General features: G+C 72.3%; 26 protein-coding genes. 17 read left to right on the forward strand and 9 right to left on the reverse strand.

Going from position 1 to position 25,205, the window contains the following annotated elements; all coding sequences use genetic code 11:
• Nucleotides 1–18: 18 nt before the first annotated feature.
• Together dnaJ and ABD091_RS17065 are read left to right on the forward strand one after the other, a co-directional pair.
• Nucleotides 19–1,191, forward strand: a complete 1,173-nt coding sequence (gene dnaJ, locus ABD091_RS17060) for a molecular chaperone DnaJ (RefSeq protein ID WP_343920657.1) — start codon at nucleotides 19–21, stop codon at nucleotides 1,189–1,191.
• Nucleotides 1,191–1,931, forward strand: a complete 741-nt coding sequence (locus tag ABD091_RS17065) for a 16S rRNA (uracil(1498)-N(3))-methyltransferase (protein ID WP_343920659.1) — start codon at nucleotides 1,191–1,193, stop codon at nucleotides 1,929–1,931. The genes dnaJ and ABD091_RS17065 overlap by 1 nt, the downstream gene beginning before the upstream one ends.
• Before the next feature lie 3 nt (nucleotides 1,932–1,934).
• Here the strand turns inward: ABD091_RS17065 and ABD091_RS17070 are convergent, their stop codons facing one another.
• From ABD091_RS17070 to ABD091_RS17080, 3 genes are read right to left on the reverse strand one after another with little or no spacing between them, the layout of a single operon-like run.
• Nucleotides 1,935–2,864 (reverse strand): Gmad2 immunoglobulin-like domain-containing protein, encoded by a 930-nt coding sequence (locus ABD091_RS17070; protein ID WP_343920661.1) that lies wholly within the window; start codon nucleotides 2,862–2,864, stop codon nucleotides 1,935–1,937.
• A 17-nt stretch (nucleotides 2,865–2,881) separates the two neighbouring features.
• A complete protein-coding gene (locus tag ABD091_RS17075) occupies nucleotides 2,882–3,802 on the reverse strand; it encodes a Gmad2 immunoglobulin-like domain-containing protein (RefSeq protein WP_343920663.1) in 921 nt (306 codons plus the stop codon).
• The gene (locus ABD091_RS17080) at nucleotides 3,799–4,332 is read right to left on the reverse strand and encodes a SigE family RNA polymerase sigma factor (protein ID WP_343920665.1); all 534 of its coding nucleotides are present in this window, start codon (nucleotides 4,330–4,332) and stop codon (nucleotides 3,799–3,801) included. Before ABD091_RS17080 ends, ABD091_RS17075 begins: the two co-directional genes overlap by 4 nt.
• A gap of 180 nt (nucleotides 4,333–4,512) precedes the next feature.
• On the opposite strand from ABD091_RS17080, the gene ABD091_RS17085 reads away from it, so the two are divergent.
• The 8 genes from ABD091_RS17085 to ABD091_RS17120 all read left to right on the forward strand — a co-directional run bounded on the left by ABD091_RS17085 (nucleotide 4,513) and on the right by ABD091_RS17120 (nucleotide 12,213).
• Nucleotides 4,513–5,868 (forward strand): PAS domain-containing sensor histidine kinase, encoded by a 1,356-nt coding sequence (locus tag ABD091_RS17085; RefSeq protein ID WP_343920667.1) that lies wholly within the window; start codon nucleotides 4,513–4,515, stop codon nucleotides 5,866–5,868.
• 26 nt (nucleotides 5,869–5,894) lie between these two features.
• Nucleotides 5,895–6,242, forward strand: a complete 348-nt coding sequence (locus ABD091_RS17090) for an HIT domain-containing protein (RefSeq protein WP_343920669.1) — start codon at nucleotides 5,895–5,897, stop codon at nucleotides 6,240–6,242.
• A gap of 5 nt (nucleotides 6,243–6,247) precedes the next feature.
• A complete protein-coding gene (locus ABD091_RS17095) occupies nucleotides 6,248–7,423 on the forward strand; it encodes a hypothetical protein (RefSeq protein ID WP_343920671.1) in 1,176 nt (391 codons plus the stop codon).
• 51 nt (nucleotides 7,424–7,474) lie between these two features.
• Nucleotides 7,475–8,497, forward strand: a complete 1,023-nt coding sequence (locus tag ABD091_RS17100) for a PhoH family protein (protein ID WP_343920673.1) — start codon at nucleotides 7,475–7,477, stop codon at nucleotides 8,495–8,497.
• Nucleotides 8,494–8,952: an rRNA maturation RNase YbeY gene (gene ybeY, locus ABD091_RS17105; RefSeq protein WP_343920675.1), complete on the forward strand. Its 459-nt coding sequence runs from the start codon at nucleotides 8,494–8,496 to the stop codon at nucleotides 8,950–8,952. The genes ABD091_RS17100 and ybeY overlap by 4 nt, the downstream gene beginning before the upstream one ends.
• Nucleotides 8,953–8,963: 11 nt before the next feature.
• Nucleotides 8,964–10,244 (forward strand): hemolysin family protein, encoded by a 1,281-nt coding sequence (locus ABD091_RS17110; RefSeq protein WP_343920677.1) that lies wholly within the window; start codon nucleotides 8,964–8,966, stop codon nucleotides 10,242–10,244.
• Nucleotides 10,237–10,590, forward strand: coding sequence for a cytidine deaminase (locus ABD091_RS17115; protein ID WP_343920679.1), 354 nt, complete (start codon nucleotides 10,237–10,239; stop codon nucleotides 10,588–10,590). Before ABD091_RS17110 ends, ABD091_RS17115 begins: the two co-directional genes overlap by 8 nt.
• A 207-nt stretch (nucleotides 10,591–10,797) precedes the next feature.
• Nucleotides 10,798–12,213 (forward strand): helix-turn-helix domain-containing protein, encoded by a 1,416-nt coding sequence (locus tag ABD091_RS17120; RefSeq protein ID WP_343920681.1) that lies wholly within the window; start codon nucleotides 10,798–10,800, stop codon nucleotides 12,211–12,213.
• A 186-nt stretch (nucleotides 12,214–12,399) separates the two neighbouring features.
• Here the strand turns inward: ABD091_RS17120 and ABD091_RS17125 are convergent, their stop codons facing one another.
• Entirely contained in the window at nucleotides 12,400–12,543 is a 144-nt protein-coding gene (locus tag ABD091_RS17125; RefSeq protein WP_343920683.1) for a hypothetical protein, read from the reverse strand.
• A gap of 612 nt (nucleotides 12,544–13,155) precedes the next feature.
• Here ABD091_RS17125 and ABD091_RS17130 point away from each other — a divergent pair.
• Both ABD091_RS17130 and ABD091_RS17135 read left to right on the forward strand, forming a co-directional pair.
• Nucleotides 13,156–14,472, forward strand: coding sequence for an FAD-binding oxidoreductase (locus ABD091_RS17130; RefSeq protein ID WP_343920685.1), 1,317 nt, complete (start codon nucleotides 13,156–13,158; stop codon nucleotides 14,470–14,472).
• Nucleotides 14,469–15,740 (forward strand): class I SAM-dependent methyltransferase, encoded by a 1,272-nt coding sequence (locus ABD091_RS17135; RefSeq protein ID WP_343920687.1) that lies wholly within the window; start codon nucleotides 14,469–14,471, stop codon nucleotides 15,738–15,740. The genes ABD091_RS17130 and ABD091_RS17135 overlap by 4 nt, the downstream gene beginning before the upstream one ends.
• Nucleotides 15,741–15,824: 84 nt before the next feature.
• Here the strand turns inward: ABD091_RS17135 and ABD091_RS17140 are convergent, their stop codons facing one another.
• The gene (locus tag ABD091_RS17140) at nucleotides 15,825–16,841 is read right to left on the reverse strand and encodes a type IV toxin-antitoxin system AbiEi family antitoxin domain-containing protein (RefSeq protein ID WP_343920689.1); all 1,017 of its coding nucleotides are present in this window, start codon (nucleotides 16,839–16,841) and stop codon (nucleotides 15,825–15,827) included.
• Between the two features lie 234 nt (nucleotides 16,842–17,075).
• On the opposite strand from ABD091_RS17140, the gene ABD091_RS17145 reads away from it, so the two are divergent.
• Together ABD091_RS17145 and era are read left to right on the forward strand one after the other, a co-directional pair.
• Nucleotides 17,076–17,840, forward strand: coding sequence for a siderophore-interacting protein (locus tag ABD091_RS17145; protein ID WP_343920691.1), 765 nt, complete (start codon nucleotides 17,076–17,078; stop codon nucleotides 17,838–17,840).
• On the forward strand, nucleotides 17,833–18,759 hold the full coding sequence (gene era / locus ABD091_RS17150; RefSeq protein ID WP_343920693.1) for a GTPase Era: 927 nt from the start codon (nucleotides 17,833–17,835) through the stop codon (nucleotides 18,757–18,759). Before ABD091_RS17145 ends, era begins: the two co-directional genes overlap by 8 nt.
• Here the strand turns inward: era and ABD091_RS17155 are convergent.
• Nucleotides 18,756–19,583, reverse strand: a complete 828-nt coding sequence (locus ABD091_RS17155; protein ID WP_343920695.1) for a septum formation family protein — start codon at nucleotides 19,581–19,583, stop codon at nucleotides 18,756–18,758. The two genes, era and ABD091_RS17155, sit on opposite strands and share 4 nt — an antisense overlap.
• Nucleotides 19,580–20,380, reverse strand: a complete 801-nt coding sequence (locus ABD091_RS17160) for a septum formation family protein (RefSeq protein WP_343920697.1) — start codon at nucleotides 20,378–20,380, stop codon at nucleotides 19,580–19,582. Before ABD091_RS17160 ends, ABD091_RS17155 begins: the two co-directional genes overlap by 4 nt.
• 157 nt (nucleotides 20,381–20,537) lie before the next feature.
• On the opposite strand from ABD091_RS17160, the gene ABD091_RS17165 reads away from it, so the two are divergent.
• The gene (locus tag ABD091_RS17165) at nucleotides 20,538–21,026 is read left to right on the forward strand and encodes a hypothetical protein (RefSeq protein ID WP_343920699.1); all 489 of its coding nucleotides are present in this window, start codon (nucleotides 20,538–20,540) and stop codon (nucleotides 21,024–21,026) included.
• Between the two features lie 23 nt (nucleotides 21,027–21,049).
• Here the strand turns inward: ABD091_RS17165 and ABD091_RS17170 are convergent, their stop codons facing one another.
• Nucleotides 21,050–21,424 (reverse strand): VOC family protein, encoded by a 375-nt coding sequence (locus ABD091_RS17170; protein WP_343920701.1) that lies wholly within the window; start codon nucleotides 21,422–21,424, stop codon nucleotides 21,050–21,052.
• A 53-nt stretch (nucleotides 21,425–21,477) separates the two neighbouring features.
• Between ABD091_RS17170 and ABD091_RS17175 the strand changes: the two genes are divergently transcribed.
• Both ABD091_RS17175 and leuA read left to right on the forward strand, forming a co-directional pair.
• The gene (locus ABD091_RS17175; RefSeq protein ID WP_343920703.1) at nucleotides 21,478–22,224 is read left to right on the forward strand and encodes a DUF6597 domain-containing transcriptional factor; all 747 of its coding nucleotides are present in this window, start codon (nucleotides 21,478–21,480) and stop codon (nucleotides 22,222–22,224) included.
• 261 nt (nucleotides 22,225–22,485) lie between these two features.
• Nucleotides 22,486–24,210 carry a 2-isopropylmalate synthase gene (gene leuA, locus ABD091_RS17180; protein WP_343920705.1) on the forward strand — a complete coding sequence of 575 codons (1,725 nt, stop codon included), beginning with the start codon at nucleotides 22,486–22,488 and terminating at the stop codon, nucleotides 24,208–24,210.
• Nucleotides 24,211–24,213: 3 nt separating this feature from the next.
• On the opposite strand, the gene ABD091_RS17185 is transcribed toward leuA, so the two are convergent.
• Complete coding sequence (locus tag ABD091_RS17185; protein WP_343920707.1) at nucleotides 24,214–25,197, reverse strand: Vgb family protein; 984 nt, start codon at nucleotides 25,195–25,197, stop codon at nucleotides 24,214–24,216.
• Between the last annotated feature and the right edge of the window lie 8 nt (nucleotides 25,198–25,205).

Below are 25,205 nucleotides of genomic sequence, written 5' to 3' on the forward strand. Positions count from 1 at the left end.
CAACGACGAAGGACGACCTTGAGCCAGGACCTGTACGACATCCTGGGCGTGAGCCGCGACGCGGACGCCGATGCGATCAAGAAGGCCTACCGCAGGCTCGCCCGCCAGCACCACCCGGACGTCAACCCCGACCCGGCGTCGAAGGAGAAGTTCGGCGAGGTCTCGCGGGCCTACGAGGTGCTGTCCGACCCGCAGAAGCGGGCAGCCTACGACCGCGGCGGCGACCCGTTCGGCGGCGCCGCCGGCGGCGGGTTCGGGCAGGGGGCCGGGTTCTCCTTCACCGACATCATGGACGCCTTCTTCGGAGGCGGTGCCGCGGCCCAGGGACGCGGTCCCCGGTCGCGCGTACGCCGTGGCCAGGACGCGCTCATCCGCGTCGACGTCGACCTGGCCGAGGCGGCGTTCGGCGTCGCCCGCGAGCTCAAGGTCGACACCGCCGTCGTCTGCTCGACGTGCAGCGGCAGCGGCGCGTCGCCGGGCAGCGAGCCCGTCCCGTGCGAGACCTGCCGGGGTGTGGGCGAGGTCGCCCACGTCCAGCGGTCGTTCCTGGGCGAGGTCCGCACGCTGCGGCCCTGTGCCGCCTGCCGCGGGTTCGGCTCGATCATCCCCGACCCCTGCCGCGAGTGCTCGGGCGACGGCCGCGTGCGGTCCCGGCGCACCCTGACGGTGAAGATCCCCGCGGGCGTCGACAACGGCACCCGCGTCCAGCTGACCGAGCAGGGCGAGGTGGGACCGGGTGGCGGACCGGCCGGCGACCTCTACGTCGAGGTCAACGTCGTCGCCCACGAGACCTTCACCCGCCGCGGGGACGACCTCCACTGCACCGTGACGGTGCCGATGACGGCCGCCGCGCTCGGCACGACCCTGACGCTGCCCACGCTCGAGGCCGACGTGGCCACGGGGGAGGACCCGGAGCTGGTCACCAGCTTCGAGCTCGAGATCGAGCCCGGCACCCAGTCCGGGTCCGAGCGGGTGCTGCGCGGTCGCGGCGTCCCCGGGCTCCGCGGCGGACGCGGCGACCTCGTCGTCCACGTCGTCGTCGAGACCCCCGGCCGGCTCGACGCCCGCCAGGAGGAGCTGCTGCGCGAGCTCGCGGCGATCCGCCAGGAGGAGCAGCCGACCGGTCAGGTGCGTGCGGCGCAGAAGTCGGTGTTCGGCCGGCTGCGCGACGCCTTCAACCAGCAGCACTGATGTCGCTCCCGGTCCACCTCGTCACCTCGCTCGCCGACGTGGTCGTCGGCGACGACGTGGAGGTGACCGGCGACGAGGCCCACCACGCCGTCGCAGTGCGCCGGGTGCGGGCGGGGGAGCGGCTCCAGCTCACCGACGGCGCCGGCACCCTCGTGGAGGGCGCCGTCAGGGCGACCGGGAAGCGGCAGCTCACCCTCACCGTCGACGACCTCCGCCGCGTGCCGCGTACCGAGCCCGAGCTGGTCGTCGTGCAGGCGCTCCCCAAGGGCGACCGCGGGGAGCTCGCGGTCGAGGTGCTCACCGAGGTGGGCGTCGCGCGGATCGTGCCGTGGGCCGCCGAACGCAGCGTCGCGGTCTGGAAGGGCGAGCGGGCGGTGAAGTCGCTGGCCCGGTGGCGCTCAACGGCCCGCGAGGCGACCAAGCAGGCGCGGCGCTCCTGGCTGGCCGAGGTCGACGAGCTGGCCCTGACCGGCGACGTCCTCGAGCTGATCGAGGGAGCCGATCTCGCGGTCGTCCTCCACGAGGCGGAGACGGCGGCCCTCGCCGACGTCGAGGTGCCGGTCGCCGGCCGGCTGGTGGTCGTCGTGGGACCCGAGGGCGGTCTGACCGACGAGGAGGTCGGCGCGTTCGCCGAGGCCGGCGCCGTGCCGGTCAGGCTCGGCGCCGAGGTGCTGCGCACCTCGACCGCGGGGGTCGCCGCCTGTGCCGCCCTGCTGTCGCGCACCCCGCGGTGGCGCTGAGCGTCACCCCACCGTGAACGACCGGTCGTCGGTCATCGCCCCGACGCCCTCCGTGCCGCCGGCGGGGTCGTCGGTCGTGACCCAGAACGTGTAGTCGCCGGGCTCGAGGCCCGAGACGTCGACCGAGGCCTCGAAGGGGAAGAGCTTCTCCTCCATCCAGCCCTCGAGGGTGGCGTAGCCGTCGAGCACGACCTCGTCGCCCCGGCGCACCTCCCAGCCGAGGTTGGCCTCGAAGGAGTTGCCGACCCCGGAGACCTCGAGCGTCCCGCCGTCGACGGATGCGCCCTCCTCGGGGCTGGTGAGGCTGACGTGGGACAGCACGTCGAGCGGCGGCGCAGCGGCGACGCCGCCGCTGGTGTCGACGCCGAAGAGGGTCGTGGGGGAGCCGCCCGCGTCCTCGACGACGAGGGGCGCGCGCTCCTGCTGGACGCCCTGGAGCGTGTAGACCAGCGACTGCACCGCCACCCGCGCCTCCGAGCGCGACATCCCGGGCGCCCGGGTCGTCCAGCCGTCGTCGGCGAGGGTCGCGACGAGCCGGCCGGCGTCGTAGGACACCGCGGCGAAGGCACCGCCGGGGAAGAGCGTGCGGTAGTCGGGGTCGAGGCTGTCGCCGGCGGTGAGCAGGCCCGCCGCGGCGACGAGCGGGTCGCCGTCGACGCGCTGGAACTCGCGGTAGAGGCGGGGACCGGCGCGCTCGGTGTCACCGACGAAGTAGACCGGGACGGTGGTGGCGGCGCCACCACCCTCCGACGTCGGCGCGACCGAGGGCCGGTCGTCGCCCTTGCCCGGTCGGTCCGGCCGGTCCGTGCCCCGGGTCGGCGAGGTGTCGCCCGACGCGGGGGACGGGTCGTCGCCGCAGCCACCGAGGACCAGCAGTCCGGCGGCGACGAGGGCTACGCCGGGAAGCAAGGTGCGGGGAAGTCGGGTGTGCATCGGTCTGCCTCTCTGGGTCACGGGACGACGACGGTGCGGCTGTCGGACGTGGCACCGGGACCCTCGGCTCCGCCGGAGGGGTCGTCGGTCTCCACGATGAGGGTGTAGGTGCCGGGATCGAGGGAGGACACGTCGACGTCGCCCGAGAACGGGAACAGGCGCGCGCCCGTCCAGCCCTCCGCGGTGAAGCTGCCGGACAGGTCCGTCCCCTCGATCCGCCACGGGACGTTTGCCTCGAAGGAGCTGGCCCGCCCCTCGACGGCGAGCACGTCGCCGACCATCTGCCCCTCGCTCGGGTCGGAGAGGTTGACCAGGGCCAGGACCTCCAGCTGGGGCAGCGCCGCCACGGGCTCCGACTGCTCGGCTCCGCGGTGGAAGACGACCGTGAGCGGCTCGCCGAAGCCGGCGCTGACCGTGTGGACGACCTGCTGCATCGCCAGCTCGGAGGGTGACGGGGCGCCCTGCGAGAGCCAGACGTGGACGGTGCCGTCCTCGGGGTCGGAGATCCGGTCGAGGCGGAACGACCCGGCCGGCCACTCGGTGGTGTAGTCGGGGTCGACGGGACCGGACTCGAGGAGCTCGAGTCCCGAGAGCCCCGGGGTCGGGGAGGCGACCCGCTGGAACTCGCGGTAGAGCCGCGGCCCGCGCGGCGTCTCGCCCACGAAGTACGCCGCCACGGCCCGCCCGGCGTCGGCTGTGGGACTCGGCGTCCTGCTCGGGCCGGTCGCCACCGGTTCCCGGGCGACGTCCGGGCCCGTCGTCGCGACCACGCCGGCCACGATCGCGACCACGGCCGCCGCGGCGAGGGCGGCGCCCCAGCGCAGACCGGTCCCGCGGGTCGTGGCCGTGCGGGCCCGCAGCTCACCGAGCCGGTCGGTCGGCTCGACGTCGGCGACCGCGTCGTGGAGCAGCCGGCCCAGCTCGTCGTCGGTGCTCATGACCGGTCCTCCGGGTCGTGGGTGAGCATCGAGCGGAGGGCAGCGGCTCCGCGCGACGCATGGCTCTTGACCGAGCCGCGGCTGATGCCGAGGGCGTCCGCGATCTCGGCCTCCGACAGCCCGGCGTAGTGACGCAGCGCCAGGACCTCGCGTTGTCGTCGTGGCAGGGCGGTCAGCGCGTCCAGGACCGTCCGCGCCTGCTCGCCGGCGAGCAGCGGCTCGTCGCTGCCGGGGGCGTCCGGACCGGGACGCGCGGCCTCGCGCTGGGCGTGGCGCGCGACGACGCTGCGGTGGCGGAGCACTGATCGCGCCCCGTTCACCACGGCCTGGCGGAGGTAGGCGAGAGCCCGGTCGGGGTCCTGGAGCCGGCGCCAGCGGGAGTGGACCGCCACGAAGGCGTCCTGGACGACGTCCTCCGCGAGTCCTTGGTCGCGCACCAGCAGGACCGCCAGCCGGACGAGTGAGCGCCAGTGGGCGGCGTAGAGCTGCTCGAGCGCCTCGTCGGCGTCCCAGGCGGCCGGCGGGCTCACGGGGAGCCGTGGCGGCAGCGCGGCAGGCAGGACATGGGTCAGCACGCTAGTGGGACGCGCAGCGGCCTCCGCCGGTTGACACGGCGGCCTCAGCGATTCGGCGGACGGCGGCGGCCCGCGCCGCCTAATCTCTGCGCAGAGCCCTGACCGGATACCCCCCGTCCGGAAGGAGACCCCGACTTGACCTCACGCCCCCGGCTCCTGATCGCGCCTGCCCTCCTGGCCGCCGCGGTCGTCATCGCACTCGCCGCGTCGCTCGCCTACGAGCCCGGCGAGGCAGCGCTCGCGTCCGGCCTGCTGGCCGCGGCGTTCCTCGTGCTGGCCGCGGCCGTGGCGGGCGTCTGGGCCTCCCGCCGCCTCACCGAGGACCTCGGCGTCGCCCAGCAGGACACCGACGCGACCGCGACGCTGGTCGACGACCTGTTCACCGCCGTCACCTCCGACCTTCTCGTCGCGACCGACGAGCAGGGGCACATCACGCGCTTCAACCCCGGCGCCGAACGGATTCTCGGCGTCTCCGCCGCCGCCGCGGTGGGGCGCTCGCCCGCCTTCTTCCTGGAGGAGGCGGAAGTCGCCTCCTGGGCGCTCGCGATGCGCACGGACCCCGGGTTCGCCGCCGTCGCGGCCGGGCTCGTGGCGAGCCAGCAGCAGCAGCCCCTCGAGTGGCCCTTCTTCCGCCCCGACGGCGAGCGCCGCTTCCTCTCGCTCAGCATCTCCACGATCCGCGACGGGAGCGGCGACCGCGTCGGCTTCCTGCTCGTCGGTCAGGACGTGACCGACCTGGTCCGCACCGAGAGCGGCACCGAGCAGTTCCTGGCGACGATGAGCCTCGAGCTGCGGGCACCGATGGCCAGCATCATCGGCTATGCCGAGATGCTCCACGAGGAGCTCGAGGGCCAGTCCGACAGCGCGCGGTCGTTCGTCGACCGGATCGAGCGGAGCGGCCACCGGATGCTGCTGCTGATCCAGGACCTGCTGACCCTGACCCGCGTCGAGGACCCCGAGCTCGAGCTGCAGCGCGACGACGTCGACCTGCGGTCGGTCGTGACCACGGCGTACGACGCGGTGCGGGCCGGCCTCGGGGAGCGGCAGCTCGACCTCGCGCTGCGACTGCCCCCGGACGCCGTCGACCAGGAGTGCGACAGCCGGCTCGTGGAGCAGGTCGTCCACCAGCTGCTCTCCAACGCCGCGAAGTTCACGCCCGACGGCGGACGGGTGATCGTCTCGGTGAAGGCCGGCGCGACCAACCGGATCGTCGTCGGCGACACCGGCATCGGCATCTCCCAGACCGACCGCGAGCGGCTCTTCACCCGCTTCTTCCGGAGCCACCAGACCGAGGTGCAGCAGCGTCAGGGCTCCGGTCTGGGCCTCGCGATCGTCCACGCCGTGGTCGCCGCCCACGGCGGCACGGTGACGGTCGAGAGCGAGCTCGGTCGTGGGTCGACGTTCGTCGTGGAGCTGCCGAGCCGGCTCCCGGGTTCCGTCCGGGCCATCGAGACCTCCGAGGACACCGACGTCGAGGTCGCCGTCTCCTAGGGCCTGTCGCGCCCTAGCATGGGCGCATGACCACGGCCGAGGACTGCCTCTTCTGCCAGATCGTCGCCGGGGAGATCCCCGGCGACGTCGTCCTGAGCACCGACCGGGTGGTCGCGTTCCGCGACGTCGCGCCGGTCGCCCCCACGCACGTCCTGGTCGTTCCCCGCGAGCACGCCTCCGACGCCGCGGCGACCGCCGCGGCCGACACCGCCCTGGTCGGTGACCTCGTGGCCGCCGCGGCCGAGGTCGCCGCGGCCGACGGGCTCGACGACTACCGGCTGGTGTTCAACACCGGTGCCGGGGTCGGCCAGTCGGTCTTCCACACCCACCTCCACGTCCTCGGCGGCCGTGCCATGACCTGGCCGCCGGGATGAGACCCGTGGCGCGCCTGCGTGCGGCCGCGACCGCGCTTGCCCTCGTGTCCGCGCTGCTCGTGGGGTGCGGGCCCGACGAGGAGGTCCCGCGTTCGGCCCCGGAGCCCGACGTCACGACCGGGGTGTCCGGCCACGACCACCCGTCGGAGCCGGTGAGGTCGCGCCCGTTGCGCGACGGTGAGCGGCGGATGACCCTCACGATGCCCGAGGCCTACACCCCGGAGGCGCCCTACGGCGAGGGCACCGACGACTACCGGTGCTTCCTCCTCGACCCCGGGCTCCGCCGCGACGCGATGCTGACCGGGACCCAGGTGCTCCCCGGCAACCCCGACGTCGTCCACCACGTGATCCTGTTCCGGGTGACGCCCGACCAGGTCGCCGACGCCGAGCAGGTCGACGCGGACGAGGACGGACCCGGCTGGACCTGCTTCGGCGGATCGGGCGTGGGCGGCTTCACCGACCTCGGCGACGCCCAGTGGCTGGGCGCGTGGGCCCCTGGCGGCCGTGAGTCGGTGCTACGGCCGGGTCTCGGCACCGAGCTCGAGGCCGGCAGTCGCGTGGTGATGCAGGTCCACTACAACCTGCTCGCCGGCAGCGAGCCCGACACCAGTGCCACCCAGCTGCGGCTCGCGAAGCCCGGTCCCGGCATCCAGACGCTCGGGACGATGCTGCTGCCCGCGCCGGTGGAGCTGCCCTGCCGGCCCGGTCACGACGCCTCCGACCTCTGCGACCGCGACGCCGCCCAGGCCGACCTGCAGGCACGGTTCGGGCTGCAGGCCGCCAACACCTCCGACGCGCTGCGGATCCTGTGCCCGGGGGAGGAGCAGCCCGGCAACGTCCAGTCGTGCACCAGGTCGGTGCCGGAGCCGCTGACGATCCAGGGCGTGGCGGGCCACATGCACCTCCTCGGGCGCTCGATCTCGATCGAGGTCAACCCCGGGACGCCGCAGGCGCGCACGATCCTCGACATCCCGGTCTGGGACTTCGACGACCAGGGCGCGCGCTCGATCCGGCCCGTCCACCTCGACGCGTTCGACCAGGTGCGGGTGACCTGTCGTCACGGGCAGTGGCTGCGCGACCGGCTGCCGGCGTTCGAGGGCCAGGAGGAGCGCTACGTGATGTGGGGCGAGGGCACCACCGACGAGATGTGCCTCGGCATCCTCCAGGTCACGCGTCCCTGACGCGTTGTCGAGTGGGGCGGCTGCCGCACCGCTGCGTAGCATGGGGGCCATATGAGTGACACCCAGAACGCCTCGCACGACACCCGGGCCACCACCCGGCACACCGTCGTGGTCCCCACCAGCATCGACATGGTGAGCCTGCTCGGTCCCGGCGACGAGCACCTCGCCCTGCTCGAGCGCGCCTTCGACGCCGAGCTCCACGTCCGCGGCAACCGGATCACCCTCCAGGGGGACCCCGGCGAGATCGCCCTCGCCGAGCGGACCCTCGACGAGCTCGTGACCATCATCCGCACCGGTCAGGGCCTCACGCCCGAGACCGTCGAGCGGGTCCTGGCGATGCTCCGGGCCGAGACGACCGAACGACCGGCCGACGTGCTGTCGCTCAACATCCTCTCCAACCGCGGTCGGTCCATCCGGCCCAAGACGCTCAACCAGAAGCGCTACGTCGACTCGATCGACAAGCACACGATCACGTTCGGCATCGGCCCGGCCGGCACCGGCAAGACCTACCTGGCCATGGCCAAGGCGGTCCAGGCGCTGCAGGCGAAGAACGTCACCCGGATCATCCTGACCCGTCCCGCGGTCGAGGCGGGGGAGCGGCTCGGGTTCCTGCCCGGCACGCTCAGCGAGAAGATCGACCCCTACCTGCGGCCCCTCTACGACGCGCTCCACGACATGCTCGACCCGGAGACCATCCCCAAGCTGCTCGCCGCGGGCACCATCGAGGTCGCGCCACTGGCCTACATGCGCGGGCGCACCCTCAACGACGCCTTCGTGATCCTCGACGAGGCCCAGAACACGACGCCGGAGCAGATGAAGATGTTCCTCACGCGTCTCGGCTTCGGCTCGAAGATCGTGGTGACCGGCGACGTCACCCAGATCGACCTGCCCGGCGGGACGAAGTCGGGCCTGAAGGTCGTCGAGGAGATCCTCACCGGTGTGGAGGACGTCGTCTTCAACCGCCTCACCAGCCACGACGTCGTGCGCCACAAGCTCGTCGGCCGGATCGTCGCGGCCTATGACGAGTACGACGCCACCCGCCCCACGAGCCCGGAGAACCGCCCGCGCCCATGAGCATCGAGATCCTCAACGAGTCGGGCCACGAGCTCGACGTCCACCGGTTGGCGGAGCTGTCCCGGTTCGTCATGGACCGGATGCGGGTGCACCCCCTCGCCGAGCTGTGCATCAAGGCCGTCGACGAGGACACCATCGCCGAGCTCAACGGCCAGTGGATGGAGAAGGAAGGCCCCACGGACGTGCTCGCCTTCCCGATGGACGAGCTGCGTCCCGGGCTGGTCGGGGAGGAGCCCGAGGAGGGCGTCCTCGGCGACCTCATGCTCTGCCCGGCCGTCGCGGTCCGTCAGGGTGAGGCCGCCGGACACGGCACGCTGGCCGAGCTCGAGCTGCTCACCGTCCACGGCATCCTCCACCTGCTCGGCTACGACCACGCCGAGCCGGAGGAGCACCGCGAGATGTTCGGGCTGCAGGACGAGCTGCTGGCCGACTGGCGCCGGTCCGACACCCCGTGAGCGGTGGTGACGTGTGGCTGCTGCTCGCAGCCGCCGCGCTGGTCGTGCTCGCGGGTGTCTTCAGCGCGGCCGACGCCGCCGTGTCGTCGTCGTCGCGCGCCCGCGCCGAGGAGCTCGCCCACGAGGGCAGGACGGGCGCCCGCCGACTCGTCGCGCTCCTCGACGACGCCCCCCGCTACCTCAACACCGCCCTGCTCCTCCGGCTGCTGTGCGAGGTCTCCGCGATCGTGCTCGTCGGCGGACTGGTCCGCGACGTCTACGACGGCGACTTCTGGGCCACGGCGCTGACCACGATCGCGATCATGCTGGTCGTGTCCTTCGTCGCGATCGGGGTCGCGCCCCGCACCCTCGGTCGCCAGCACGACGAGCGGATCGCCCTGTGGAGCGCCGGGCCGCTCACGGCGATCACCCGCATCCTGGGCCCGCTGCCGCGGCTGCTCATCGCGATCGGCAACGCGGTCACCCCCGGCAAGGGCTTCCGGGAGGGCCCGTTCTCGACCGAGACGGAGCTGCGCGAGCTCGTCGACCTCGCCGAGGCCAGTGCGGTCATCGAGTCGGGTGAGCGGAGGATGATCCACTCCGTCTTCGAGCTCGGCGACACGATCGTGCGGGAGGTGATGGTGCCCCGCAACGACGTGGTCTACATCGAGCGCCACAAGAACCTGCGCCAGACCATGTCGTTGTTCCTGCGCAGCGGCTTCTCGCGCGTCCCGGTCATCGGCGACAACCTCGACGACATCCTCGGGTTCGCCTACCTCAAGGACGTCGTCCGCCGCGACTTCGAGGCGCCCGACGTCGAGTTCACCCAGCGGGTCGAGGAGGTCATGCGGCCCGCGATCTACGTTCCCGACTCCAAGCCGGTCGACGCCCTGCTCTCGGAGATGCAGGCGATGCGCCAGCACGTCGCGGTCGTCGTCGACGAGTACGGCGGGACCGCCGGCCTGGTGACCATCGAGGACGTCCTCGAGGAGATCGTCGGCGAGATCACCGACGAGTACGACGAGGAGGAGGTCGAGGTCGAGGTGCTCGAGGACGGCTCGACCCGGGTGTCGTCGCGCTATCCGGTCGACGACCTCGACGAGCTGTTCGGGTTCGACGTCGAGGAGGAGGACGTCGACAGCGTCGGCGGGCTGATGGCCAAGCACCTCGGCCGGGTGCCGATCCCCGGCTCCGCGGTCGAGGCCCACGGCCTGCGGTTCGAGGCCGAGCAGGTCGCCGGCCGCCGCAACCGCGTCGGCACCGTCCTGATCCGTCGTACGGCCCACGACCCCGTGGAGGAGAACGATGACTGACCTCTCGTCCGAGGACCGCAAGCTGGTCACCCTCGCCCGCGCCACCCGGGCCCGGACCGGGGCCGCGGAGGGCGCCGCCGTGCGCGACGACCACGGCCGGACCTACGCCGCGGCGACCGTGGACCTGCCCTCGCTCCAGGTCTCCGCACTCGAGGTCTGCGTCGCCATGGCGGTCGCCTCGGGGTCGCGCGGACTGGAGGCGGCCGTGGTGCTGACAGCGGACCCGGGTGGTCTAGCCGGGTCGGCCGCGGTGGTCGATCTCGGAGGCCCTGGAGTGGTGCTCCACATCGGTGATCCGACGGGGCGGGAGCTGCGCTCCGGGACGGCTGGCGAGCCGCCTGCCTGAGCCGCGCTGGTCAGGGGCCCAAATGGCCCCTGACCTGCGCAAACAGCTCCAGAAACACGTCACGCGAGCATCTCCGGACGCTCGCGTGACGCCCGGTTCCCCCCGGGCAACTACAACTCTATTGAGGGCCCCCGACGTTCTCCACGCTTGCTGTGACTTGTCGGGAACCTTGCCCAGATTGCTGGCAAGTCAGTCACAATCGACCGTATGGAAGCCAGCGACTCGGTGCTGTTGCAGGAGATCGACCCCCGCGTTCTCGGGTCGAGGCTGCGCGCAGCACGCCTTGCCCAGGGGTGGACCCAGACCGACCTGGCCGGCGAGCTGTGCTCGGTCGGCTACGTCTCGCGCCTGGAGTCGGGCCAGCGTCGACCCAACGCGGCCGTGCTCGAGTCCCTCGCCTCCAGGCTGGGCATCGCCATCGACGAGCTGCTCCGCGGCCCGACGGCGCGCCAGCAGGACAAGCTCACGCTGGCGCTCGACTACGCCGAGCTCTCGCTCGAGTCCGGCGACGTCGTCGAGGCGGAGTCCCGTGCCCGCGAGGCTCGCGACCGTGCCGTCGCCATGCCCCACCCCGACCTGGCGGCGCGGGCCGGCTTCCTGATCGCCCGGGCGCTCGAGCAGCAGGGCAGCATCGACGACGCGATCCTCGAGCTCGAGCCGATCGTCGCCTCCGACGCGCCGTCGCTGCTGGCGGTCAAGGCCGCCATCGCCCTGAGCCGCTGCTACCGCGAGTCCGGTGACCTCAACCAGGCGATCGACTGCGGCGAGCGACTGCTGGTCCGGCTCGACGGCACCCCGCTGGAGGCCACCGACGAGTCGGTGCAGCTTGCCGTGACGGTGGCCGCCGCCCACTACCAGCGCGGCGACACGGGTCAGGCCGTGCGGATATGCCGCCGGGCGATCGACAAGGCCGACACCCTCGACTCGCCGATCGCCAAGGCGTCGGCCTACTGGAACGCGAGCATGATGGAGGCCGACCGCGGCGCGGTCCGCGACGCCCTGCCGCTGGCCGAGCGCGCCCTGGCCCTCCTGGCCGAGGGCGCCGACGGTCGCAACCTCGCCCGGCTGCGACTCGCCGTCGCCGACCTCCAGCTCCAGCTCGACCCGCCGCAGGTGGAGTCCGCATCGGCTTACCTCGACCACGCGGAGAGCGAGCTGCAGACCTCGAGCGCGAGCGCCATCGACCTGGCCCGTGCCCAGCTCATCAGGGCAAGAGCCATCCTGCTGGCCGGCGACTACCCCGCAGCGCGCGAGCGTGCCAGTCAGATCGTCGCCGACACCATCACGGTGTCGCCGGACGTTGCCGCGGGCGCCAGCACCATCCAGGGTCAGGCCGCCGCAGCCATGGGCATGCTCGATGAGGCCCGGGAGCTCTACAGGCAATCAGTGATGCTGCTGACGAGCACGGGTGCCGACCGTGACGCGGCGCAGATGTGGTTCGAGCTCGCTGGCCTCCTGGAGGACATCGGCGACAACGAGATGGCCCGTACCGCTTATCGCAGCGCGGCGGCTTCCGTCGGGCTCCGCAGCCGTCCCACGGTTGGCAAGGCGGCCGTCGACCAGGCCGCCATCGACCAGGCGGCCATCGACCAGCTGGCGATCGACCAGCTGGCGATCGACTGATCATCGGCCAGGACGGGGGAGTCTCGGTGTCACCGGTGTTCGCCGCGCGCTGCAAAGCCGCCCCACGGAGGGGGCGGCTGGGCAGATGGTCCGCGCGCAAGAAGGGCGCGGACCGCTGTGTTGAGTTGGCGTCAGCGACCACCGACGGGGGTCCCCTGGTCAGCTGACCAGGAGGAGGGAGCTACGTCAGCAGCACCAGCTGCCGCCGACGTTCTTGTCGTTCTTGCCGGCGTCGACGGAGACCGTCGCGGCGGTCGCGGCCACGGAACCGAACGTGGTGAGGGCAGCGGTGGCGAGAGCGGCGAGCTTGATCTTGGCGTTGCGAGACATGGGATCTTCCCTTTCGAGAACCGGGTGACGGGGGTGTGCCAAGTCTGAAGCATCCCGAGGCAAATCGTGAAGAGTTGCGTGACTTGTCCTGTTCTCGTTGACAAACACGTCCACGCCTGCCACGTGCACGAATAGACCACCTGTCGCAATTCGCGAATCACCCGCGCGAGTGGCTCGGAGGGTGTAAAAATTGGTCACACAACGGTGGCAATCCCACTCCGCGCCCCCACCCGGAGGCCACCCGCATGGAAGCTCGCAGGACGTCCGTTCCCCCCGGATCCCACGAGCGGTGCCCCGAAAACGGGCGATGATGACTCCCCGCCCCTCTCGGGTGCGGGGAGTCAGCTCGTTACGGGCCGGTGACCTCACCTGGCCCACCGAGCCCCTCTGGCCCCCTCAGGCACCACCAACCCCGGAGTGCCCGATCCCCACATCCGACCCGTCCGGCACCCCCGGCACACAGGTCTCGATCCGTCCCGGCATCGGCGATTTCTTCACCGATCGGTCTGGACCAGTGGGGCTGGTGGTCCAGACCGGTTCGAGTCGATTTCGGGGGCGAGTAGGTTGGACTCCGTGGGAGAGACACTCACGAGAGGAGCTCACGAGTCCGCCGTGGCTCGACTCCGGGCTTCGTACGACGCGCTGGCGCCCGGCGCCCCGGTGAGGCTGGCGAAACCGACCACGAACCTCTTCCGGGCCCGGCAGCCGGCGACCGGCGGGCTGGACGTGTCGGGCCTGACGGGCGTGCTGGCGGTCGACGCCACAGCGCTCACCGCCGAGGTGCAGGGCATGTGCACCTACGAGGACCTGGTCGCGGCGACGCTGCCCCACGGCGTCGTCCCCCTGGTCGTGCCGCAGCTGCGGACGATCACCCTCGGCGGTGCGGTCAGCGGGCTCGGTATCGAGTCGACGAGCTTCCGCTCCGGCCTCCCGCACGAGTCCGTCCTCGAGATGGACGTCTTCACCGGGTCCGGTGACGTCGTGACGGTCCGCCCCGGCGACGACCTCTTCGACACCTTCCCCAACTCCTACGGCTCCCTGGGCTACGCGACCCGGCTCGTGATCCGGCTGGAGCCGGTCCCCGGCCGGGTGGAGCTGCGCCACGTCCGCCTCGACGACGCCGACGACCTCGCGGCGCTGACGGCGGAGGTCGTCGCACGACACACCCACGACGGCGTCCGGGTCGACGGGCTCGACGGGGTCTCCTTCGGCCCGGGGGAGCACGTCCTGACCCTCGCGACCTGGACCGACGACGACGGACCCACGTCCGACTACACCGGCCAGCAGGTCTACTACCGCTCGCTGGAGCGTCGCGACCGCGACCTGCTGACGATGCACGACTACCTCTGGCGGTGGGACACCGACTGGTTCTGGTGCAGCCGGGCCTTCGGCGCCCAGCACCCCGTCGTACGCCGCCTCTGGCCGCGCCGCTGGCGCAGGTCCGACGTCTACATGCGCCTGCTGGGACTCGACCGGCGCTACGACATCGCCGACCGGCTGGACCGGCGCGCGGGCCGGCCGCAGCGCGAAAGGGTCGTCCAGGACGTCGAGGTGCCGGTCGAGCGCCTCGCCGAGTTCCTGGCGTGGTTCGACGCCGAGGTCGGCATGCGCCCGGTGTGGCTGTGTCCCGTCGTCGCCCACCGCGCGTGGCCGACCTACCCCCTCGAACCGGGCCGGTGCTACGTCAACGTCGGGTTCTGGGGCACGGTCCACGTCGGTCCCGACGCGCCGGACTCGCCGCGCAACCGGGCGATCGAGCGCGTGGTCCACGAGCTCGGCGGCCACAAGAGCCTCTACTCCGAGACGTTCTACGACCGGGCGACCTTCGACTCGCTCTACGACGGACCCCACCTGTCGCGGGTGAAGCAGCAGTTCGACCCCGACGACAGACTGACCACGCTCTACGACAAGGCGGTGCGACGACGATGACTGCGACCCTCACGATCGCCGAGGCGGTCGACTCCCTGCTCCGCGACGGGATGCCGTTGCGGTTCACGGCCTACGACGGCAGCGCCGCCGGACCGGCGGACAGCGAGCTCGGCCTGGAGCTGGTCAACCAACGCGGTCTGGCCTACCTGCTCACGGCGCCGGGGGACCTCGGCATGGCGCGGGCCTACGTCGCCGGCGACCTCAAGCTCCACGGGGTCCACCCGGGCGATCCCTACGAGGCCATGCGGCTGCTCCAGAACCACCTGTCCTTCCGGACGCCGACGGCAGCCGAGGCCCTGGCGGTCGTCCGGTCGCTCGGCCTGTCCAACCTCCGGCCGCCGGCCCCGCCCCCGCAGGAGGCGATCCCGCGGTGGCGACGGCTCGTGGAGGGCCTGCGCCACTCGAAGGGACGCGACGCCGAGGCGATCCACCACCACTACGACGTCTCCAACCGCTTCTACGAGCTCGTCCTGGGTCCGTCGATGACCTACACCTGCGCGGTCTACCCGACCGCCGACGCGACGCTCGAGGAGGCCCAGGCCGAGAAGTACGACCTGGTCTGCCGCAAGCTGGGCCTCCAGCCCGGTCAGCGGTTGCTCGACGTGGGCTGCGGGTGGGGCGGGATGGTGCGCCATGCGGCGCGCGAGTACGGCGTACGCGCGCTCGGCGTGACGCTGTCCACGCAGCAGGCGTCCTGGGCCAAGGAGGCGATCGACCGGGAGGGGCTCGGTGACCTCGCCGAGGTGCGTCACCTCGACTACCGCGACGTGGCGGAGTCCGACTTCGACGCGGTCAGCTCGATCGGCCTGACCGAGCACATCGGGGTGCGCAACTACCCGGCCTACTTCGGCTTCCTGCGCGACCGGCTCAAGCCCGGCGGCCGGCTCCTCAACCACTGCATCACCCGCCACCACAACCGGCGCCAGCCGACCGGGCAGGTGCTCGACCGCTACATCTTCCCGGACGGTGAGCTGACCGGCTCGGGGCGGATCATCACCGAGGTGCAGAACGCCGGGCTCGAGGTCGTCCACGAGGAGAACATCCGCAAGCACTACGCGCTCACCCTGGCCGGCTGGTGCCAGAACCTGGTCGACCACTGGGACGAGGCCGTCGCCGAGGTCGACGAGGGGACCGCGCGCGTGTGGGGCCTCTACATGGCCGGTTCCCGGCTGGCCTTCGAGCGCAACGAGATCCAGCTCCACCACGTCCTCGCCGCACGCACCACCGAGGACGGCGACGACGGGTTCCCCCTCCGCCCCTCCTGGTGAGGGGGGCGCGCTGCTGCTTGTAACGCCGGGTTAGCACCTCTTCCACTGGGGTATGCCCTGGGTGGAACAAGCACCAACCCGGCGTTACAGCCGACGACGGAGGCCGTCAGCGGCGGCGGTGACGACGTACGGCGCCAGGTCGGACCGGTCGGTCCCGAAGCGGTGGCACGTGTCGACGTACTCACGCATGACCCGACGCTCTGCGGCCGCCCGGCCGGCGCGACAGTCGTGGGCCGTGACGCGGGAGACACCGAGCTTGAAGCCGCTGATGAAGTCCTGCCTGACCTTCTCCTCGCGAAGCACCTCGGCCGGCGGCCGTCCCGAGGGGTTGTCCGCGGTGTACTTCACCGCACCGTCGAACTCGAAGACGTGACGACCCACGATGGCGTCGACGAAGACGGTGCGACTGCCGTCGGTCAGGCCCAGCTGGGTACGCGGGCGTCCGATGCCGAGCCCGATCACGAAGAGCCGGCCCTCGGACTCCAGCCACGACTCGGCGCCGCCGTCCGCGAGCTCGATGGCTTCCCGCATCACCGTGCTCTGGGGCCAGCACCACATCCGTGCGAGCGTCTCGGAGAGCCGGCGACGAGTGACGCCGCGCGACAGCACGGCGTCACACGCGGCGACGCAGGCGAGCAGACCGTGCTCGCGCCCGAGGTCGAGCGCTGTTCGGGGCAGGTCCAGGACCCGCAGCCCCTCGAGGTGGCGCACCTGGTCGGTCCCGAACGGGGCGAGGTGGTGCTTGACGCCGTTGCGGACCGCATCGCCGTGCACCTTGCGCCGCGAGACGTGGGTCAGGGCCGTGCGCGCGTCCGGGAGCGGGAGTTTCCAGGCCAGCGCCGCAGAGTCGTGGCTGAAGGCATAACCGTCGCACCGGAGGACGTAGGTGGCCGCCCGGGCTGCCAGCAGTGGTCGCCCTCGCCACGGGTCCAGCTCCTGCCAGAGATCACCGTCGGCGTACACGCCGTACTGGATCCTCACCAGCGAGCCGGTACGGAGCAGCCGCCTGATCTCGAGCGGAGTCAGCCCGGCATAGACGAGCTGGGAGCGGGTGATCAGGCCCCGCTGGCGGGCGAGGTGCGGGCGGACGCGATGAAGCACCACGCCAACGTTCCCGATGGCCCGGCCCCGGTGCGGCGCGGGCTGCAACCCCTGTGCAGGAGCGGCCCGGCAGGCGGTCTGGGGACGACTCGTGGCTCGGAGCTCTGCATGTAACGCCGGGTTGAGACCTCTTCCACTGGGGTATGCCCTAGGAGGAACAAGCACTAACCCGGCGTTACATGTCGACGCCGCCGCAGTTGGGAGCGGGGCGGCGAGCGGCGATAGCCTCGGTCGGTGACTGCCCGAGCCCGCACCTACGACGCCGTCGTCGCCGACCGCGAGCAGGTGTCGCCGCACCTGGTCCGGCTGACGCTCACCGGCCTCGAGGCGTTCGCGTCCACCGGGATCGCCGACGAGTGGGTCGGGCTGGTGGTGCCGGGACAGTTCCAGTCCCGCTACTACACCGTACGGCGCCACGCGCCCGGCGAGATGGTGCTCGACGTGGTCGTCCACGAGGTGGGGCTGGTGACCGAGTGGGCCAAGCGCGACTGCGTCGGCGACGCGGTGACGATCACGGAGCCGAGGGGATCCTTCGACCCGCCGGCCGAGGCCGCCTGGCTGATGCTCGTCGGCGACCTCACGGCGATGCCCGCGATGGCACGCATCGCCGAGCAGGCGGAAGTCCCCACCCGGATCTGGGCGGAGGTCCCCGACGACCTGGCCGGCTATCTCCCCGAGGGGCCCGAGGTGACCTGGCTGACGCCGCCGGCCGCCGGGGCCAGCGCCCTCGCCGAGGTCGTCGAGGGCATCGACTGGCCCGCGGGCGACGGCTATTTCTGGATGGCGGGGGAGTCCGCCCAGATGCGGGCGATCCGCAAGCACCTGATGCGCGAGCGCCGGCTGCCCGCCTCGGCCTACGACGTGATGGGCTACTGGCGCGGTGTCAAGCAGCGCCAGCCCCGGGCGGTCGACCCCGGCCCGATCTGGCGGGCAGGCAAGGCAGCGGGCAAGACCGACGACGAGATCTGGGCCGACTACGACAGGGCACGTGATGAGTGACGAGCAGACCTACCGCAGCGGGTTCGCCTGCTTCGTCGGACGGCCGAACGCGGGCAAGTCGACGCTCACCAACGCGGTCGTCGGCCAGAAGGTCGTCATCACCTCCGACAAGCCCCAGACCACCCGCACCGTCGTCCGGGGCATCGTCACCCGTCCCGACGCCCAGCTGATCCTCGTCGACACCCCCGGCCTCCACCGGCCGCGCACCCTGCTCGGCGAGCGGCTCAACGACCTGGTCCACACGACGTGGAACGAGGTCGACGTGGTCGGCGTCTGCTTCCCGGCCAACGAGAAGATCGGCCCCGGCGATCGGTTCCTGGTCACCGAGCTCGCCAAGGCGCGGCGTACGCCGAAGGTCGCGATCGTGACCAAGACGGACCTCGCCTCGCCCGAGCGGATCGCCGAGCACCTGCTCGACATCGTCGAGCTCGGGCGCGAGACCGGCACCGAGTGGCGCGAGATCGTCCCGGTCTCGGCCGTGAAGGACGACCAGGTCGACCTGCTCGCCGACCTGTTGGTCGGCATGCTCCCGGAGGGCCCCCAGCTCTACCCCGACGACGAGCTCTCCGACGAGCCGGAGGAGCACCTCGCTGCCGAGCTGATCCGCGAGGCGGCCCTCGACGGCGTGCGCGACGAGCTGCCCCACTCGATCGCCGTCGTCGTCGAGGAGATGCGGATGCGCGCGGACCGGCCGGCCGACAAGCCGCTCCTCGACATCCACGCCAACCTCTACGTCGAGCGCGACTCCCAGAAGGGCATCGTCATCGGTCACCGCGGCTCCCGGCTGCGCGAGGTCGGGCGTACGGCGCGCGAGCAGATCCAGGCGCTGCTCGGCGTCCCGGTCTACCTCGACCTGCACGTCAAGGTCGCCAAGGACTGGCAGCGCGACCCGCGCCAGCTCCGCAAGCTGGGCTTCTAGGCGTCCGGCGCCCAGCAGATCCCGTAGGTCTGCCCGGCTGCCCACTGCTCCGCCGTCGGCCACTCGTAGCCCCACTGGAAGTCGAGCGGGTCGTCGGCAGCCGCCCGGCCGGCGTCGGTGCACGGCGTCTCCCCGGCTGCCTGGGCGACCTCCTGGCCCGGGTAGTCGCCGTCAGGCAGCCCGACGGTGCGCAACGCCCGCCAGCTGTGCCGGGTCGCGCAGGCCACCCGCTCGAACCCGCCGGTCCCGGGCTCGGCGGTGCCGCACATGCCGTAGCGCTCGCGCCCCGCCTCCGTGTCGAGCACGCCGCCCAGCGGGCCGGCCAGTGGCAGCAGCGTCTCGGGGCCGGCCACGGCCACGGCGTCGCAGCGCAGCCAGTCGGCGCCCCGGTCGGACTGTCCGACCGTCGGCGTGAACCACACCGACCGGAGCATGCTGAGGCGGCGTTGCTCCTCCGTGCCACCCAGGAGCTCGGCCAGGCGGTCCGGGCACTCCGCGGCCGCCTCGTCCTGCAGTCGCCGTGCGTCGACGGCGAGCAGCCGGCCGCCGACGACCCGGTCGAGGGTGCCCACGTGGAAGGTCTGGGACGTGTGCTCGTCGCCGCACGCGACGTCGGAGGAGCGCGCGGTCGGAGCCACGGCCTCCGTGTAGGTGAGGTCGTGACAGGTGCCGTCGCGCGGTGCGGCGGGAGGTGGGGCAGCGCGCGTGGGTGCCTCGGTCGGCGCGGCGGAGGAGGTCGACGGTGCCGGTGGGGCGGGGGTCCGCGTCGTGCTGCACCCGGCGGCCAGCACCGCCGTCAGCAGCAGGACCGCCGTCCTCCTCATCGCTCCGTCTTGGCCCAGCAGACCGAGCGTCGGTTGCCGACCTCCCACTCCGCCTCGTGGAACCACGTGTAGGCGAAGTCGTAGGAGACGGGGTAGTCGAGGAGCGCCCCCACCGACTGGTCGCAGAAGTCGCGGGTCCTGACCTCGACCAGCCGGTCCCCCGGGTAGTCGTCCTCCGGCTCGCCGACCTTGATGGTGCTGACCGCTCGCCAGGCGTGGGGCTCGGTGCACGGCACCCGGTTGGACGCGACCGTGGGCCCCTCGGCGCAGACCAGCCAGTGGTCCTTCACCCGGCCGTCGAGCATCTCGGCGGCGTCCTCGGGGAGGTCGACGAACTCGGCACTGCGGTCGCTGCCTCCGACGATGTCGCAGCGGAACCAGCGCGCTCCCTCGTTCCACGCCTTCTCTGACGGGCGGAACCAGGCCCAGCTGACGACGCTGCGCATGACCAGGCTCTCGTCGCCACCGATGAACTCGCCGAAGCTGAGCGTGCACTCGCGGTAGGCGTGCTCACCGAGCGCCGGGTCGCCCACCTCGGCGCGAGCGAGGTCGTCCGGGAACTCGCCGACCTCGAAGGTCTGCGCGGTGTGGGGGTCCGCGCAGTCGACCGTGCGGGTGGCGTTGCTCGGCTGGGTGACGTCCGCGGGACCCAGCACCCGGCAGGCACCGAGCTCCGGGGCCGTGACGGAGTCGACCTGCGAGGGGTCGGTGTCGGACCCCTGCGGCTCCTCGCCGCACCCCGACAAGGCAGCGGTCGAGGCCAGCAGCAGAGCCGTGGGGACGACCAGCCTGCGCACGCGTCCTCCTCGCCTCTCGTCGCCCGTGGTGCGGCCGCGATGCTACCGCCCGCGGCGGTCGCTCCGGCCACGAGGGGCGCCGCTGACAGGGGCGGGCAGCCGCCCTGCGGGGCCGGGCTAGGGTGCGGGGGTCAGCATCACAACGAGAGGTTCTGCCATGAAGATCCGGACCATCGGCGTCGCCGCCGTCCTCGCCCTCGCGCTCACGTCGTGCGGCAATGACGACCAGGCTGCCGCCGACGCAGTCGCCGCCGGCGTCATGGAGGGCAACGACGACACGTTCCAGGTCACCCAGGAGCAGGCGGACTGCCTGGGCGAGGGGATGGTCGACGAGATCGGTACCGACCAGCTCATCGAGTACAAGATCATCACCAAGGACCTCGAGCAGAGCGACGGCATCGACTCGGTCAAGATGTCGCAGTCCGACGCCGAGGCCGCGGCCGGTGTCATGCAGGACTGCGCGGACATCAAGAAGATCTTCACCGACCAGCTCGGTGACTCGGTGCCGGAGGAAGCCGCGGCCTGCATCGACGAGAACCTCAGCGACGAGGTCCTCAACGAGTTCCTCGTGGCCGTGTTCATGGACGACCAGGAAGCCGGCACCCAGAGCCTCATGGGCGCCCTGCAGGAGTGCCTGTCGGCCTGAGTGCCGGCGTGGGACCCGGTCGGTCAGCCCCAGTTCTCGGCCTTCGTGAGGCAGAACGGATGGCCGCCCGGGTCCACCATCACCCGCCACGTCTCGCCCGGCTGGGGGGCGACCGCGCTGGCGCCGAGGGCCGCGCAGCGTTCCTCGGCCTCCGCCAGGTCGTCGACGGCCAGGTCGAAGTGGAACTGCTTGCGACCGTGCTCGTCGGGCCAGGAGGGGGGCTCGTGGTCGGGGAGGCTGCCGAAGCCCAGCGCGTGGTCGGGGCCCGAGAGCATCGCGTAGCCGTCGCCGGCCGCCACCAGCTCCCATCCCAGGACCTCGGACCAGAAGCGCGCCGAGGCCTCCGCGTCACGGCAGTCGAGGGTCACCATCGCCAGGCGGGCGATCGGGTCGGTCATGTCAGGTCCTCTCGTCGTGGTGGTCCTGCCATCCTGGTGTCCGGCGGCCGACGGTGACTTGGACGAACGCGACGTCCACCGACTCCGGGGTGCTGCGTCCCGAGCAGCTGGCCCGGCTCACCAGGCTCGAGCGGTACGCCGCCGAGGGGGCGCTCGCCGGCTACGTGGAGAACCTGTGGTCGTTGCGGTGGGACCTGCCCCACGGCACCCACCACCCGAGCCAGACGCTGCCCCACCCGGCCTGCACCGTCAGTGTCGAGCGGGGAGCGACGCGCGCCGGGGTGGGTGGCGACCCCGTGGTGGTCACCGGTGTGGTCACCCGGCGGTTCGACGTCGACCTGACCGGTCACGGGTGGGTGTTCGCCGCCAAGTTCCGACCCGGCGGGCTGGCGGCCCTCACGGGCGGTCATGCGGTGCGGTGGCGCGACCGCACGCTGCCCGCCCGCGAGGTGCTGCCCGCGGGTGTGGTCGCCACGCTCGCCGAGCTGGGACCCGACGTCCCCGACGACGAGTGCCGCGCGGTCCTGGGCGTCGCGCTGGCGCAGGTCGTCCCCGAGCAGCCGGACGCGGCGTACGACCTCGTCCTCCGCGTCGTCGGCGACATGCTGGCCGACCGCAGCCTGCTGTCCGTCGCCGAGGTCGAGGAGCGCCACGGACTCGGCACCCGTCGGCTCCAGCGGCTCTTCGCGCGCTACGTCGGCGCGACCCCGAAGTGGGTGCTCGCCCGCTATCGCATGCACGACGCGGTCGCGGCGCTCGACGCCGGCTACGACGGCTCGCTGGCCGACCTCGCGGCCTAGCACGGGTGGTACGACCAGGCCCACTTCACCCGCGACTTCCGACGCCTGGTCGGACAGCCGCCCGCGGCGTACGTCGCGCGCCGGCCGCCCGTCATGTGAGCCGGCCGCCACCCGCCGTGCCGGCCCGTGGCTATGCTGGGGGCATCATGACGAGCCGCAGCCTCCTGCTTCGCTGCCGCACCGAGGGCTGATCCAGCCGGCCCCCTCGTTGCGGAGAGTTCGCGTTGCCGGCGCAGACACCGCAACCGAGCGAAGGCACCCATGATCAACACCCAGCAGCCCTCCGGCATGCCGGTCCAGCGCTACCACGCGTTCGAGCCCGTCGACCTGCCCGACCGCACCTGGCCGTCGCAGACCATCACGCAGGCCCCGCGCTGGCTCTCCACCGACCTGCGTGACGGCAACCAGGCCCTCATCGACCCGATGACGCCGGCCCGCAAGATGAAGATGTTCGACCTGCTGGTCCGGATGGGCTACAAGGAGATCGAGGTCGGCTTCCCCAGCGCCAGCCAGACCGACTTCGACTTCGTGCGCCAGCTCATCGAGCAGGACCGGATCCCCGAGGACGTCACCATCTCGGTGCTGACCCAGGCCCGCGAGGACCTCATCGAGCGGTCCGTGCACAGCCTGGTCGGTGTCCACCACGCCAACATCCACCTCTACAACGCGCTCGCCCCGCTCTTCCGCCGCGTGGTCTTCCGGGCCAGCAACGACGAGGTCAAGGACATCGCGGTCCGCGGCACCGAGCTGGTCATGAAGCACACCGAGAACATCCTCGGCACGACCGTGATCGGCTACGAGTACAGCCCGGAGATCTTCACCGGGACCGAGCTGCCGTTCAGCGTCGAGGTGTGCGAGGCGGTCTCCGACGTCTGGCAGCCCGAGGACGGCCGCGAGATCATCCTCAACCTGCCGGCCACCGTCGAGATGTCGACGCCCAACGTCTACGCCGACCAGATCGAGTGGTTCTCGCGCCAGCTCACCCGGCGTGAGCACACGACGATCAGCCTCCACCCCCACAACGACCGCGGCACCGCTGTCGCCGCCACCGAGCTGGCGATGATGGCGGGCGCGGACCGCGTCGAGGGCTGCCTGTTCGGCCACGGCGAGCGCACCGGCAACGTCTGCCTGGTCACGCTCGGCATGAACCTGTTCAGCCAGGGGGTCGACCCGCAGATCGACTTCTCCGACATCGACGAGATCCGTCGCACGGTCGAGTACTGCACCCAGCTGCCGGTCCACCCGCGCCACCCCTACGCCGGTGACCTCGTCTACACCGCGTTCTCCGGCTCCCACCAGGACGCCATCAAGAAGGGGCTCGAGGACCTCGAGCGGCAGGCGAGGGACCAGGGCGTCCCGGTCGAGCAGGTCGACTGGGAGGCGCCCTACCTCCCGATCGACCCCAAGGACGTGGGCCGGACCTACGAGGCGGTCATCCGGGTCAACAGCCAGTCCGGCAAGGGCGGCGTGGCCTACATCCTCAAGGCCGAGCACAAGCTCGACCTGCCCCGCCGCGCCCAGATCGAGTTCAGCCGGGTGGTCCAGGAGCGCACCGACGCCGACGGCGGCGAGATGAGTGCCGACACGATCTGGGACGTCTTCTCCTCCGAGTACCTCACCCGGGAGGCGCCGCTGCAGCTCAACTCCGTCCACACCTCCAGCGCGGCGGGGGAGCGCGACGCCCTCAGCGTCAACGTCTACGTCGACGGCGAGCTGCGGACGCTCGAGGGCGCCGGCAACGGGCCGATCGCTGCCTTCGTCGACGCGATCAACGGCCTGCCGCAGGACTACGACGTCCGGGTGCTCGACTACGCCGAGCACGCCCTGTCCTCCGGTGGCGACGCGGTGGCAGCGGCCTACGTCGAGTGCTCGCTGACCGACGCCGACGGTGATTCCGTGGTGATGTGGGGTGTGGGAATCGACGCCAACATCGTCACCGCGAGCCTCAAGGCCGTCATCAGCGCGGTCAACCGGACCCGCGGCTAGGGGTCACCGCACCGACAGCCGGTGGACGCGGTCGGTGGAGTGGGAGGTCACCCAGACCCGTCCGTCGAGCACGGCCGCGTCGAGGTTGGCGCGGTCGCCCAGGGGGGCCAGGTCGTCGAGCACCTGCTCCGCGACCGCTCCCGTCGCCGGGTCGACGACGGCCAGCGTCGGCCCCTGCTCGGCGACGACGAGCAGGGTGCCGCCGGGTCCGGCGACGACGGTGTCGGGATAACCGGGGACCGCGACGTCCTCGACGACCTCGAGCGTGTCGGGGTCGAGACCGACGACCTGGTCGGAGAACGTGCACGCGACCCACACCAGCCCGTCCGCCACGAGGAGTCCTTGCGGTCCGTGGCACACGGGGCCCGACCGGGCGACGTCACCGGAGCGTGGGTCGACCCGCAGCACCTCGTCGTCGACGAAGTGGGAGACCCACACCGCGCCGAGCCCGGTCGTCACCAGCCGGGCGCCGGCGCCGATGTCGACCCGGTCGACCACCCGGTCGGCCGCAGGGTCGATCCGCAGCAGCCGACCGGCGTCCTGGGCGACCACCCAGACCGAGCCGAGGCCGGCCGTGACGCCCTCGGGTCCGGCGCCGGTGGCCACCCGGGCCACCGTGCGGCCGGTGCCCGGGTCGAGTCGGAGCAGCCGGCCCGCCTCGAAGGCGGTGACCCACACGGCGTCGTACGCCACCGTGACGCGGAGCGGCACGCCCGGCGCGTCGACGACCAGGTCGGGGCGACGGGCGCCCGAGGGGATGCGTGACACGCTCTCGTCCTGCGCCGAGACCACCCAGACCGCGCCGTTGCCGGCGGCGACGCCGACCGGCCCGGCACCGACGTCGATCTTCGCCGAGGGGGTGATGGCCACGATCTCGGCGGTCGCGCTGGGGGAGGGCTCGGGCGACGGTGTGGGAGCCGGCTCCGGGCCGGAGCAGCCGCTGGTGGTGAGCAGGACCACGAGTCCGGTGAGCGCCAGGAGCCTCATGCCGGGAT

This window comes from Nocardioides aestuarii, assembly GCF_039527245.1.
Taxonomy (GTDB): domain Bacteria; phylum Actinomycetota; class Actinomycetes; order Propionibacteriales; family Nocardioidaceae; genus Nocardioides; species Nocardioides aestuarii.

Coding starts and splice junctions, on each gene's coding strand:
- ABD091_RS17065 (WP_343920659.1), top strand. CDS start 1,191: ATGTCGCTCCCGGTCCACCTCGTCACCTCGCTCGCCGACGTGGTCGTC.
- ABD091_RS17070 (WP_343920661.1), bottom strand. CDS start 2,864: ATGCACACCCGACTTCCCCGCACCTTGCTTCCCGGCGTAGCCCTCGTC.
- ABD091_RS17075 (WP_343920663.1), bottom strand. CDS start 3,802: ATGAGCACCGACGACGAGCTGGGCCGGCTGCTCCACGACGCGGTCGCC.
- ABD091_RS17090 (WP_343920669.1), top strand. CDS start 5,895: ATGACCACGGCCGAGGACTGCCTCTTCTGCCAGATCGTCGCCGGGGAG.
- ABD091_RS17100 (WP_343920673.1), top strand. CDS start 7,475: ATGAGTGACACCCAGAACGCCTCGCACGACACCCGGGCCACCACCCGG.
- ybeY (WP_343920675.1), top strand. CDS start 8,494: ATGAGCATCGAGATCCTCAACGAGTCGGGCCACGAGCTCGACGTCCAC.
- ABD091_RS17115 (WP_343920679.1), top strand. CDS start 10,237: ATGACTGACCTCTCGTCCGAGGACCGCAAGCTGGTCACCCTCGCCCGC.
- ABD091_RS17120 (WP_343920681.1), top strand. CDS start 10,798: ATGGAAGCCAGCGACTCGGTGCTGTTGCAGGAGATCGACCCCCGCGTT.
- ABD091_RS17125 (WP_343920683.1), bottom strand. CDS start 12,543: ATGTCTCGCAACGCCAAGATCAAGCTCGCCGCTCTCGCCACCGCTGCC.
- ABD091_RS17135 (WP_343920687.1), top strand. CDS start 14,469: ATGACTGCGACCCTCACGATCGCCGAGGCGGTCGACTCCCTGCTCCGC.
- era (WP_343920693.1), top strand. CDS start 17,833: ATGAGTGACGAGCAGACCTACCGCAGCGGGTTCGCCTGCTTCGTCGGA.
- ABD091_RS17155 (WP_343920695.1), bottom strand. CDS start 19,583: ATGAGGAGGACGGCGGTCCTGCTGCTGACGGCGGTGCTGGCCGCCGGG.
- ABD091_RS17165 (WP_343920699.1), top strand. CDS start 20,538: ATGAAGATCCGGACCATCGGCGTCGCCGCCGTCCTCGCCCTCGCGCTC.
- ABD091_RS17170 (WP_343920701.1), bottom strand. CDS start 21,424: ATGACCGACCCGATCGCCCGCCTGGCGATGGTGACCCTCGACTGCCGT.
- leuA (WP_343920705.1), top strand. CDS start 22,486: ATGATCAACACCCAGCAGCCCTCCGGCATGCCGGTCCAGCGCTACCAC.
- ABD091_RS17185 (WP_343920707.1), bottom strand. CDS start 25,197: ATGAGGCTCCTGGCGCTCACCGGACTCGTGGTCCTGCTCACCACCAGC.